Here is a 13,378-nt window from a genome sequence, read left to right on the forward strand (position 1 = left end):
TTCTCCTGTGCCGTCACAGCCGCTTCTTCGACCCTTGGCCCGATCATCCCGCCGAGCATGCCCCTCGTGGTATACGGCACCATTTCCGGGACCTCCATTGGAGCCCTGTTCGTGGCTGGCGTAGTTCCGGGGATCATCATGGGCGTAGTCATGATGGCTCTGGTGTTCGTCTATGCCATCATTAAGAAGTATCCGAAGGACCGGCTTTATACGAAGCGTCAGCTCCTTCACGCGTGCAAGCAGGGATTCCTGCCCTGTATGACGCCTGTCATCATCCTGTTAGGCATCTATACCGGTATCTTCACACCCACAGAGTCGGCCGCCATCGTGGTGATCTATGCGGCAATCCTGGGTATCTTTGTATACCGGGAGATCAATTTCAGAGAATTTGTAGAAGTGCTGAAGGAGACCGTGGCGGATGCCATCGGCATCTGTATCCTGATCTCGGCGGCGACCCTGTTCGGGAACGTGCTGGTCAAGGCCATGATCCCGCAGACAGTCATGGAGTTCATCGTGAACAGCATCAGCAATAAGTACGTGTTCCTGCTGATCCTGAACCTGGCGCTCCTGCTGGTGGGTATGTTCATGGAGACGGTGTCCGCTATCACGATCCTGACGCCCATCATCCTGCCGGTAGCCGTGGCATTTGGGATCAACCCGATCCATCTTGGCATCATCATGGTGCTGAACCTGATGATCGGCGTTCTTTCTCCGCCCTTCGGCGTGGTGCTGTTCGCCATCAACAAGGTAGGAGAGATCTCCTTCGGCCGTCTGGTGAAAGCGCTGATACCATGGTTTATCGTGCTCCTTGCCGCACTGTTTATTGTGACGATGGTTCCCTGGACCTGTACGTGGCTTCCTTCCACCATGGGACTTGGAGGACTATAAAAATCTTTTGCTGCAGATACATATTGAGCCGCCTGTCCGGAAGAGGACAGGCGGCTTTTATGTGGAATCATCGAAGGTATTTGTGACAGCAGGAGGGATATTCTCACTTAAATCACAATACCAGGATGAGGAGTCGTGATATCAGTGAATTTTTAGGCCTTTGGGAGACACTATATAATCCTGATTTCAGCTTCTCGATTAATTAATATACGTCTGCTGTTTTCGGCAGCTGGAAGACTCTTGAATTATGGTGGTATTTTTCATATGTTTTACTTGACAATCCACGGAAAAAGTGCTTATATTAATATATGAACAGTTATTCATATGTTTTTATGAGAATATATTCCGGAGGAGGATTGTTATGAGACGTCCTATAACGATATTGGAGCATCAGCCTGACGAATGTGGCTGCGGCTGCGGCCATCACGACCACGACCACGTTTATGACCATGAAGATCACGATGAGGAATGTGGATGCGGTCACGGCCATCATGAACATGTCCACAGCCATACTTCTGATTTAGATGAGGCGGGAAAAGGGACAGAAAAAAGTATTTTTCTTCTGGAAAATCTGGGATGTGCCCACTGTGCTTCCAAGATGGAAGAAAAGATTCAGAAGCTGCCGGGAGTGGAGTCAGCGTCAATCACTTATGCGACGAAACAGCTTCGGCTGGCGGCGGGCGACCCGGAGGGCCTTCTGCCTCAGATTGAAGAGATATGTACATCCATTGAACCGGATGTCCGGATTGTGCGGAAGGAAACTCGGAAAACGAGTGTTGGACACGCGGCGTCCAGAACGAAAACTTATATACTGGAGAATCTGGGATGCGCTCATTGTGCTTCCAATATGGAACAAAAAATCGCGCAGCTGCCCGGTTTGGAGGCCGCAACACTGACTTATGCGACGAAACAGCTGCGGATCACAGCGCCGAATCCTGAAAAATATCTCCCTCAGATTCAGAAAATCTGTACTTCCATAGAAGCGGGAGTGCGAGTGGTGGACCGGGATGCTGCCGCGGCCACCGGAACAGTGGAAAAACAGGAACGGAGCGAAAAGGCAGAAAAGAGCCGCAGAAGAGAAGAAAGCATTTCGGTGGAGCGGAAATCCCTAATCTGTATTATCCTCGGCGCGGTTCTGTTCATAGCAGGCGAGCTGCTGGAGAAGAACGGATTCGGTCCGGAGATCGTGATTCCGATAAATGTTGTAGCCTATATCATTTTGGGAGCCAAGATTGTATGGACAGCACTCCGCAATCTGACAAAGGGCCACCTGTTTGACGAAAATTTCCTGATGAGTATTGCTACGCTGGGAGCCTTTGCCATCAGAGAATATCCGGAAGCCGTGGGCGTTATGCTGTTTTACCGGATAGGAGAATACTTTGAGCAGAGAGCGGTAGCGAGAAGCCGCAGCCAGATCATGGATGCCATTGATATGAGGCCGGAGGTGGTGAGCCTGGTATCAGGTGATGAGGTCCGGGTGATCGGAGCGGAAGAGGCGCGGGCCGGCGACGTGCTCCTGGTGAGGCCGGGAGACAGAATTCCCCTGGATGGTGTGATTTTGGAGGGTGAGAGCCGGATCGATACCTCGCCGATCACGGGAGAGCCGGTGCCGGTACATGCCGGTGCGGGCGATGCCGTTACGTCGGGCTGCGTGAATACCTCAGGACAGCTTAAGGTCCGTGTGGAAAAGGTACTGGAGGAATCCATGGTGACAAGGATTCTGGATTCTGTGGAGAACGCGGCGGCCAGCAAGCCGAAAATCGACCGGTTTATCACAAAGTTCGCCAGAATATATACTCCGTTTGTAGTGGTGCTTGCAGCAGCGACGGCGGTAATTCCGTCTCTGGTGACGGGAAACTGGGATTATTGGGTCTATACGGCTCTGTCATTTTTGGTGATGAGTTGTCCCTGCGCTCTGGTGCTCAGCGTGCCGCTTGCGTTCTTTTCCGGCATCGGAGCGGGATCAAAAAAAGGAATTCTGTTTAAAGGCGGAGCATCCATTGAAGCGATGAGCGCGGTCAACGCCGTGGTAATGGATAAGACCGGGACCATCACGGAGGGAAATTTTGTAGTTCAGGAGGCGGTGCCCGCAGCCAGCGGCAGAGAAAATGCCGGGACAAACGGAACGCAGGGAATATTGACTGCGGATGGTCTGCTCCGAATCTGCGCCAGCTGTGAACAAAGCTCCACCCATCCCATAGCGGCCAGCATCGTGGCAGAGGCCCGGAAGCGGGGTCTTGAGCTGGAAAAACCCGACAGCCTGGAGGAAATAGCAGGACACGGGATACGGGCGTCCTTGGATGGAGCGGAGATTCTCTGCGGAAACAGGAAGCTGATGGATAAGTTCCTGGTGTCCATAGAGGGAAGCCGTGCCGGAACCTTTGGTTCTGAGGTGTATGTTGCGGTCAATCAGCTGTATGCCGGGCATATTGTTGTTGCGGATACCATTAAAAAGGACGCGAAGCCTGCGCTTCGCTGCCTGAAGAAAATGAATGTGGCAACGGCCATGCTGACCGGCGACGGTGAAGAGAGTGCCAAAGCCGTGGCAGAAGAGATTGGGCTGGATGAGGTCAGAGCAAAGCTGCTCCCTGAGGATAAACTGGCTGAATTGACCAGAATAAGAGAAAAATATGGGTCCGTAATGTTTGTGGGAGACGGAATCAACGACGCGCCGGTGCTGGCCGGAGCCGATGTGGGAGCGGCCATGGGAAGCGGTGCTGACGCGGCCATTGAAGCGGCGGATGTAGTATTTATGACTTCAGGAGTGGAAGCGATTCCTCAGGCCCTTGGAATCGCCAGAAGCACAAAGCGGATCTCCTGGCAGAATGTGACCTTCGCCCTGATCATTAAAGCGGCAGTCATGGTACTTGGTCTTTGCGGGTACGCGTCCATGTGGGCAGCGGTATTTGCGGATACTGGAGTCGCCATGTTATGCGTGCTGAATTCCATAAGGATCTTGTATCATAAGTGAAACGTGCCACTACAGAAGAGTATGAAGAGTCCGGCTTGCCGGGCTCTTTGCTGTGTAACAGATGACAGTCATACAGGAAAAAATCCATTTTTGTTTTCTGGCTGCTAATTTGAAAGAAATGCTCCTCTTCCCGCACTGAAATAATCTCTAGTTTGTTCTGAAAGCCATTGAGGCGGTCCACAGACAGAAGTTTCGGACCGTCACGATTTCCTGACTAGGACTAATAGAATGATTCCAAAAAGTATTTAGTATCATACCCAAGGGCACCCCTAAATACATGCCCTCTGGGCAGACGCACTTCGTATAAGAGAACTCTGCACTATTACTATACGCAGGACCGGAAAATATATCAATAGGTTCGCTGGTATTTCCCCTACCCTTTCGTGGAGAGGCCGTCCACTAAAAGCCGCAGGGTGAACATGCCGTCCTGGGCCTTAAAATCCAGGGTGGAGTGGTATTTTTTCGCAAAGGCCGCAATCGACCGGCTTCCCGTGCCATGGCCCTCTCTGGTGGAAAGCGGGAGGCCGTCTTTATCAAAGACGACGTTTCCGGTATAGGGGTTTCTGACCTCAAAAATCAGCTTATCCCCAAAGAACCGGAACTTGAGCCATATCCCGCGCCGTCCCGGTTCCACGTCCCGGCAGGCGTTTATGGCGTTTTCCAGGGCGTTGCTTAACACCACGCCCAAATCCAACGGAGACAAGGGGACTTCCTTTGGGAAATCCACATCAAAATGGAGCGTGGTCCGCTCTTTCCCGGCCTGTTCTGCGAATACGGAAAGCACGGAATTGACCGCCGGATTGAGACAAAATTTACGCACCTTTGTTTCTTCAAACACCGCCCCCAGCTCTGACAGGTACTGTGCCGCTTCCCCGGCCTGTCCGTTCCCCAAAAGAGTGGAAAGCACCGCCACATGGTGGCGCATGTCATGGCGCAGGCCGCTCATTTTTTCCTGGGCCGTGTCATAGACCATGCACTGGTTTTGAAGCGCCGAAACCTGAAATTCCATGAGGGACCGGTTATAGAGTTCCCGGTAGAGCTGTTCCTTGGAATGGAAATGCCGGATCAGGGTGACATAGACGGCGGCAAGGAAACAGACCAGCAGGGCGAGGGCCGGGATAAATTCTTTTTTTAAGACGCTCCCATAGTGCAGGACGATCGTATCCGGACCGTGCGGGGTGCGCATACAGGCGGCAAGAAAGGCAACATAAGCGGAAAGAAACAGCACGGGGATCAGACTGAGCGCCCCGAACCCACGGGAGCCGTTTTCCATAACCGACAGCATGGGGCCGCGCAGGTAACGCAGCACCAGGAACCCGCACGCCAGAAGGAGCAGGCCCTCCGCCAGAAAGCCGGGAACCGGAACCGATAAGGGAAGCAGCGCGCTGAGCAGCCCGGAGGACAGGAAGCATAAAAGCGCGGCGGAAAGCTCCGTAAAAAAGGAGAACACAAACCGCATATCCCGGTAGGCGGACAGGTAAAAAAACACCAGGAAGGCAGCTCCCATGATGGGGAGCAGATAGGCCGGGCCGTTCGTGATGGCAAGCCGCTCCATAAGGAGGCCGTAGGCGGCAAGGGCCAGCGTGAAAATCCCCATGACGGCCACGGACTTCCAAACAGAAAACCGCAGCCGGATCAGGGAGCAGACAACCAGACACAAGACGGGGACAAGAACTAAAGTGCGGAGTACCAGCATATCAGCTTCCCCCTTTCTTCAGCAGGAAATCCATGTACCGGTCCTTTGTTTCCCGGTAGGTACGCCGGGCCACCGGAATGTTGGCGCCGTCTTCCATCGTGATGATATCGGCGGAAAAAAGCCGGACACAGTCCATGTTGATGAGGTAGGCCCTGCCCTGGGGAATAAAGTCCGGGCAGGACAGCACCTGCGGGGCAATCTCATGGAGGGTGAGGGAGGCAGTGGAGGTGCGCACCACGTTTCCGTCCCGCATATGAAAATACAGCGTCTTTTCGTAATGCTCAATATAAGCGGTCTGCAGCAGGTTCACCTGGATGGTTCCCCTAGGCGTGGGGACGGCCATCCGCGGCGGTTCCTCTCTAATAAGCAGGCGCAGGGCCTTTTCCATCGTCTCCTGAAAGTCCGTTTCCCGGACTGGCTTTAACAGATACTGGAGCGCGCCTACCTGGTAGGCGTAGAGCGCGTATTCATCGGAGGTAGTCAGATAAATGAGGACACAGTCCCGGTCACTTAGGCGGATTTCTTTGGCCAGTTCAATGCCGCTTCTGCCGGGCATGAGAATGTCCAGCAGGTAGAGATCGTAACGCTTCCCGGAAGCCAGCAGGCTCTCGGCGTCAGGGTAAACATCTATACAGGCCGTACTGTCCTGTGTATCAAAAAAAGAACGGGCCAGCGTTGCAATCTGTTCTAAGCAGCTAGAATCATCATCGCATACAGCAAGGGTTGGCATGGCGGTTTCTCCTTTCGTCAGGCTGTCTGGCAGAGGTTGTCGGAACATTCGGGAAGTCAGATCGACACTTCGGGAAGTCCGGCTTTATTCTGTTGACGGATATGGTAGAGTAATGGGAATTGGAGCTGAAAAGTTCTGATTTTATATTTATGATTTCAAGTTTAATGATTTTCCATGGAAAGTCAAATGGATTTGCATCGGGAGGAAGAACGACATGAGAAATAAAAGGATGAAACAGATATTCGCATATCTGCTGACGGTATCGCTGCTGTTTTCTCAGGCAGGGATAGGCGCTTACGCAAAGGGGACGCAGGGAGAGAACGATCCAGGGGGCCTGTGTGAACACCATCCGGCGCATATCCAGGACTGCGGCTATACAGAGGGCCATCCCTGCGGGCATGAGCACGACGAGAGCTGCTATTCCCTGGTGCCGGAGTGTGTCTATGAGGAGGACGGCGGTAAGGCTACCCCATCAGACGCGGAGGAACAGGAACACGAATGCAGCGGAGATAACGGCTGTATTAAAAGGGTATTGGACTGCCCTCACACCCATGATGAAACCTGCGGGTACGAAAAAGCGCACCCCTGTGAGTATGTGTGCGGCATCTGCGGCGGGAAAGACAACAGCATTCCCAGCGGGGACTGCCACGCGGCAAAGGAACCGGTGGTTGAGGGAGAAACCGTGATGGAGTTTTCCAGTCTGGACAAGGCCGTGAAGACACGGGAAGTGGAGGCTGGAACAGCCCTTGACGTATTAAAGCTGCCAGAGAGCCTGGAGGCGACGGTCTATTCCGGGGATGAAACGGGTGATTCAGATACCATTACGGTGGTTTCCATAGAAGTCCTGTCCTGGAACAGCGAACCGGCCTACGAGGGGGAGCCGGGAACCTATGTGTTGACGCCAGAGTTTACGGAGGATTATCCGGTTCAGGACGGCAGGGCTGTTCCCACAATCACTGTGACGGTTAAGGAGACGAATGAAGCAAAGGCGGTCTGTGCCCTGATTGACGCGCTCCCCACGGTGGAAAGTATTTATGAGGATATGGAGGAGACTTTCAAGAAGATAGAATTTGCGGACAAGCTGGGGCAGAGGGAGACGCTGGCGGTTGGCGATAAGTTTACAGTGGATTTGTTAAATTATAAGGTGACAGGCATTGATCCTGCCGAAGTGGAAGTGACCGGGCATTTTGCTGGAACAGGAGCTACGGGTGAATTGAACATCCCGGCGCAGGTTTCAGTATCAGAAGGAGGCATTGCCTATGCTGTGACCAGTATTGGGAACGGTGCGTTTGTTGGCTGTTACAATCTGACAGGAGATTTGACGATTCCCTCCAGTGTGACAAGCATCGGGAATTCTGCGTTTTGGGGCTGTGACAAACTGGACGGGAATTTGACGATTCCCTCCAGTGTGACAAGCATCGGAAGTTATGCGTTTGCTGGCTGTAGCAAACTGGAGGGGAATTTGACGATTCCCTCCAGTGTGACAACTATCGGAGATTTTGCGTTTAATAACTGTAGCAAACTGGAGGGGGATTTGACAATCCCCGACAGTGTGACAACCATAGGGAATTCTGTGTTTAGCTACTGTAGTAATCTGAGCGGGAATCTGACAATATCTGACAAAGTAACAAGCATCGGGAGTTATGCGTTTTCTAGCTGTAGCAATCTGAAAGGGGATTTGAAGATTCCCACCGGTGTGACAAGCATCGGAAGTTATGCGTTTTGGGGCTGTAGCAAACTGGACGGGAATTTGACGATTCCCTCCAGTGTGACAAGCATCGGGAGTTATGCGTTTTCTGACTGCAGAAAATTGAGAGGGAATTTGACGATTCCTACCGGTATGACAAGCATCGAGAGTTTTGCGTTTCAGAACTGCAGCAATCTGACTGGGAATTTGACAATCCCCGACAGTGTGACAAGCATCGGGAAAAATGCGTTTCAGGGCTGTAGCAATCTGACTGGGAATTTGACAATCCCCGACAGTGTGACAAACATCGGGAGTTTTGCGTTTCAGAACTGCAGCAATCTGAAAGGGGATTTGAAGATTCCCGCCGGTGTGACAAGCATCGGGGATTCTGTGTTTGAGAACTGTGGCAATCTGAGCGGAAATTTGAAGATTCCCACCGGTGTGACAACTATCGGAGCGTTTGCGTTTAGTAACTGCCGCAGCCTGACCGGGAATCTGACGATCCCCTCCAGTGTGACAAGCATCGGAATTCATGCGTTTTCTGGCTGTAGTAAACTGGACGGGAATTTGACGATCCTCGCCAGTGTGACAACTATCGAGGCGTATGCGTTTTATAACTGCCGCAACCTGACCGGGAATTTGACGATCCCTACCGGTGTGACAAGCATCGGGAATTCTGCGTTTTATGGTTGTAGTAAACTGGACGGGAATTTGACGATCCCCGCCAGTGTAACAAGCATTGGGAATTTTGCGTTTAACGAGTGTGAATTTACAACGCTGAAAATAAAATTGAAGGATGATACAAGCATTACACCGATTTTGGTGCAGAAGGATACATTTACAGATGGCATATTCTCTAGGAATATTGTATTTCTTGACAACAGCGGAGATTCTATTGATGGTACTACTATCCCTACTCTGGGAGCGGCGGCAAAAGCATACAAAGAGGTAAATGACGGAAATGTCACGGATAATGTCTGGTACGGCTGGGAATTACCTGTTCCCACCTATTCCGTAACCATTACCGTCCAAAAGGATGGCTCGGAATGGGGTGACCATGGCAGGACATTTTATTTGGTGAGCAATGATGCTGCAACCACAGACCTGACCGCTGTGGCGGATGGAATCTACGATATTTATGACGCCACGGACACCGGAGTGGATTCGAATGGCGTGGACACCGGTGTGGATGTAACCGTGGACGGCGGTGATGTTGACAGTACAGATCCAGTTCATTATTATACGGTGACGTTTTATGACGGCGCTGACCCTTACAGTGATGGCACAGAGCAAAAGCCGCAGATCATTCTGGACGGGCAGAAAGCTCATAAACCGGATGCCCCAATAAAGGATGATTTGATATTTAACGATTGGAAGTTATCAAGTGAAACAAATAGCTTTGATTTTGAGGTGTCCACCATTTCTCAAAAAACTGACCTCCATGCGAGATGGAAGAAAACAATTCCTAACGCAACTTTTACTGCTACCGGACCGGACAGCGGAACACTGACTAATGTGACAACGGAAATGAAATATCAGATTGACAGTAAAGGCTGGGTGAAAATGACAGAAAAGAAAGTCCATTTCACCGGTCTGTCCCCATGTACGATCCGGATAATAAAAGCAGGGAATGGAACCACCATGCTTGACAGTGCGGCACAGGAAATCGAAGTGACAAAAGCGGTCATACCAAACCTGGAGCCAACACATGCATCCACTGCAGGAGCCCAGGGAAGTATACCCATGAACTCAACGCATGAATACCGGCGTGACGGCAATGCAGACTGGATACCAGCGATTGGAACAAGCACCAGCCTTTCTGCGGGAACGTATTATGTCCGTGTAAAAGCAGCCGGCATGGTGCTGGCGTCAGCCAGCCAGAAAATAACGATCAAGGATTTGGAAACTACCCCAGCCGCCAGCTTTACGGCTGATGGGCCGGACAGCGGAAAGCTGACCGGTGTGACAACGGATATGAAATACAGCATAAACGGCGGCACAACATGGGTGGATATAACTGCCATGGAAGTCCCTCTCACCAGGCTTTCTCCATGTACGATCAAGGTAGTGAACAAGGGGAATGGCACTACTACGCTTGACAGTGCGGCACAGGAGATCAAAGTGACAAAAGCGGACACACCGGACCTGATTCCGACCCACGCCTCTGCCGCAGGAGGCAGGGGAAGAATTCCTATGACTTCCATACATGAGTACCGCTCTGACTTTGAAACAAACTGGACACCAGCGGAGGGGACAAACACCAGTCTTTCTGCGGGAACGTATTATGTCCGTGTAAAAGCAGCCGACATGGTGCTGGCGTCAGCTAGCCAGAAAATAACGATCAAGGATTTGGAAACCGCCCCAGCCGCCACATTTAACGCCACCGGGCCGGACAGCGGAACACTGACTGATGTGACAACAAACATGAAATACAGCATAGACGGCGGCGAGAACTGGACGGATATAACAGAAGCACCGGCAATAATTTCAAGCGGCATAGGAACTGTGAACGGTATCCAGGTGATAAAAATGGGGAATGGCACCACTACGCTTGACAGTGAGGCGCAGACTATTCAGGTAACAAAAGCCCAGACACCATCAGACGTAGGAAAAACAGATGAAACAGAGAGCGGAAATGACGGCATAATCACGAATGTCAGCGCCGCCATGGAGTACAGGCTGTCTGCGGAAGCGGAGACAATCTGGAAAGACTGTAAGTGCCAGACGGTAACAGGCCTTGCGCCCGGTTTGTATCAGATTCGTATCAAAGCGGCCGGACAAGCATTGGCAAGTGACTACACAGAGGTTAGAATCAGGGCAGTGCCAAAGCCCACTGACCTTGACTATTCCTTTACTGCCGTAGACTATAACGGAGAAGCACAGCCTGTGACTGTAAGCGCTGCGGCGGACAAGAATTTAGGCACAGTCACCGTGCAGTACAATGGAGATACAAAAGCCCCTGTCAATGCCGGTACTTATACCGTAACGGTGAGGATTGGGGAAAGCGATGGGTATACCTCTGCTGATCTGGACCTTGGCAGCTATACCATTAGAAGAATTGACGCAGGCGAAAAGATGAACAGTGTGAAAACAAAGGTATGGGACAGCGGCAAAACAGACGCAACCGTTATACTGCCCGGCATGCCTGACGGCGGGGTATATGGTACACCGGAGGCAGGCGGCACAATCACCATGACTAATATAAGTATTCAAGGGAATCTACTGACCTACACCGCTCCGGTAAGCGAGGCGGGACAGGCCGGAACTGTCACCATACCGGTGACAGGAGCGACAAACTACAAGGACTATGCGATTATCGTTACCATTACCTCCACCGCAAAAACCCCGCAGGATATTTCCTACGCCAAAGACACGGTAGAGAAAACCTATGGCGATGCAGCGTTCACCAACCCGCTGAACAAAACCACGGTACAGGGATCAATCAGCTATGAAAGCAATAATATTGAGGTTGCGGAAGTAAACCGGGATACCGGAGAAGTGACCATCAAAAAGGCAGGACAAGCCACTATTACCGCAACAGCGGCGGAAACCGATACCTATGCGGAAGCAACGGCAGATTATACACTGCGTGTGGCGAAAAAGAAAATCACCGCAAAGCCTGACGATGTAAGCATAAAATCCAATGAGGCCATGCCGGTCCTTACCTGGAGTGTGGACACAGGCGCTGCCGGTGACACCATTACTGCCAACAATGCGGCCCGGGTGGCTATGGAGGCGCGGGAAAATGGTATCCGTCTTGATACGGTCCGGGCGGGCAGCTTCGATATTGTGTTCATTGTGCCCCCTGAATTTGCGCCGCAGGATAACTATGAGATTCAGATTGGAACAGGCACTTTGACGGTAACACAACCCACAAACGGCGGTGGTTCTTCCTCTGGCAGCGGCAGCTTTTCCGGCTCAAAACCGGCCAAACCGGTGAAAGGAACCACCCAGATTCAAGCGGAGCTGGGACAGAACAACACAGCCGCTGTAACGGTCACAACTAAAACCATAGCCGACGCGGTAAAGGACGCACAGAAACGGGCGGCGGAGAAAGGCGTGTCCATCAGCGAGCTGTCTGTGGCGGTTCAAATCAATACCCCGTCCGCCGATACAAGGACAGTCACCGTCAATCTGCCAAAGTCCACCCAGGAAGCCGTCATCAGCAATCAGATTGTCCGGATTACCTTAGTGGTCAACCACCCGGAAATCAAGATCAGCTTAAACCTTTCCGGCATTCAGTCCATCTATGATCAGGCGCGGGCTGATGTGCAGGTGAGCGTTACCCGGCTGGAGAATGCTTTTCTTTCCGGCGGGGCAGAGACAGCCATCGGAAACCGTCCGGTATTCCGGGTAACAGCCGCTGTCCGGGACAATGGGAAACAGATTTCTGGTTTGAACCAGGGAAGCATGAGTCTGGAAATCCCCTATACGCAGGCAGAGGGGGAACGGGCCGGGAACCTCTATGCGGCTGCCGTAAACGAAAGTGGTGCGTTGGACTGGATTAAATATTCCAGCTACAATGCAAAACGGCAGACCCTGGTGTTTGCGTACAGCCAATTTCAGGTTTACGGGATAGGCTATCAGGAGAAAGACAGCTTTCATGATATTTCCGGGCATTGGGCAGAGGACGATATGGAATTTGCTGCCTCCCGTGGAATCTTGAACGGGACAGGTGGTGGAAACTTCAGCCCGGATTCCACCCTGACACGGTGCATGTTCGTAACAGCCCTTGGCAGGCTGGCGGGAGTAAACCCGGCGGATTATCCCCAAACGGGACGGTTCACGGACGTTCCGGCAGGCGCTTATTATACGCCCTTTGTGGAATGGGCGGTAAAAAACGGCATTGTAAACGGAACAGACGTCAATTCCTTTGCACCGGACCGGCCTGTCACCCGTGAGGAAATGGCGGCAATCTTAGTCCGGTATGCCAAACAGTCCGGCCAGGGACTGCCCGACGCCCGTGAAGCAGCAGCTTTTACTGATGCGGGACAGGTCGCGGACAGCATGAAAACGGCAGTACAGACTGCATGGCAGGCTGGAATCATGGCAGAACGTTCCGATGGGAAGTTTGAGCCGAAAGCCGCCGCCACCCGTGCCGAAGCCGCTGCCGCCCTGCACCGGTACATGGAGGTGGTCATCACACCGGAAACCGCCCAGGGCTTTGCCCAAAATGACAGCGGCGCATGGAAGTATTACGAGGACGGGAAGCCTGTAACCGGCTGGAAACAGGCGGCGGGCCGCTGGTACTACTTTGATGCGGCGGGCCTGATGCAGTCCGGGGGCTGGAAGCAGATTGACGGCAGGTGGTACTACTTCCATGCGGATGGTTCCATGGCCGTGAATACAAAAATAGACGGTTATAAGGTCGGACCGGACGGGGTGCGGAAGGAACCATAAACCGGC

General features: G+C 52.3%; 5 protein-coding genes. 3 read left to right on the forward strand and 2 right to left on the reverse strand.

Features of this window, described 5'->3' with window-relative positions; translation table 11 throughout:
- Both LQE92_RS12160 and LQE92_RS12165 read left to right on the forward strand, forming a co-directional pair.
- Nucleotides 1-888: TRAP transporter large permease (locus tag LQE92_RS12160; RefSeq protein ID WP_231063228.1), on the forward strand; the 888-nt coding region annotated here is incomplete at its 5' end.
- A 361-nt stretch (nucleotides 889-1,249) separates the two neighbouring features.
- Nucleotides 1,250-3,859 (forward strand): heavy metal translocating P-type ATPase, encoded by a 2,610-nt coding sequence (locus tag LQE92_RS12165; protein ID WP_231063229.1) that lies wholly within the window; start codon nucleotides 1,250-1,252, stop codon nucleotides 3,857-3,859.
- 373 nt (nucleotides 3,860-4,232) lie between these two features.
- Here the strand turns inward: LQE92_RS12165 and LQE92_RS12170 are convergent, their stop codons facing one another.
- Together LQE92_RS12170 and LQE92_RS12175 are read right to left on the reverse strand one after the other, a co-directional pair.
- Nucleotides 4,233-5,555: an ATP-binding protein gene (locus tag LQE92_RS12170; RefSeq protein ID WP_231063230.1), complete on the reverse strand. Its 1,323-nt coding sequence runs from the start codon at nucleotides 5,553-5,555 to the stop codon at nucleotides 4,233-4,235.
- A gap of 1 nt (nucleotide 5,556) precedes the next feature.
- Nucleotides 5,557-6,285: a LytR/AlgR family response regulator transcription factor gene (locus LQE92_RS12175; protein ID WP_231063231.1), complete on the reverse strand. Its 729-nt coding sequence runs from the start codon at nucleotides 6,283-6,285 to the stop codon at nucleotides 5,557-5,559.
- Between the two features lie 214 nt (nucleotides 6,286-6,499).
- Between LQE92_RS12175 and LQE92_RS12180 the strand changes: the two genes are divergently transcribed.
- Nucleotides 6,500-13,372 carry a leucine-rich repeat protein gene (locus LQE92_RS12180; protein ID WP_231063232.1) on the forward strand — a complete coding sequence of 2,291 codons (6,873 nt, stop codon included), beginning with the start codon at nucleotides 6,500-6,502 and terminating at the stop codon, nucleotides 13,370-13,372.
- Nucleotides 13,373-13,378 lie beyond the last annotated feature (6 nt).

The organism is Lientehia hominis (assembly GCF_021044755.1).
In the GTDB taxonomy this organism is placed as follows: domain Bacteria; phylum Bacillota; class Clostridia; order Lachnospirales; family Lachnospiraceae; genus Lientehia; species Lientehia hominis.

Excerpts from the sequence above, each read along its gene's own strand:
- LQE92_RS12165 (WP_231063229.1), top strand. The coding sequence starts at position 1,250 with ATGAGACGTCCTATAACGATATTGGAGCATCAGCCTGACGAATGTGGC.
- LQE92_RS12180 (WP_231063232.1), top strand. The coding sequence starts at position 6,500 with ATGAGAAATAAAAGGATGAAACAGATATTCGCATATCTGCTGACGGTA.
- LQE92_RS12170 (WP_231063230.1), bottom strand. The coding sequence starts at position 5,555 with ATGCTGGTACTCCGCACTTTAGTTCTTGTCCCCGTCTTGTGTCTGGTT.
- LQE92_RS12175 (WP_231063231.1), bottom strand. The coding sequence starts at position 6,285 with ATGCCAACCCTTGCTGTATGCGATGATGATTCTAGCTGCTTAGAACAG.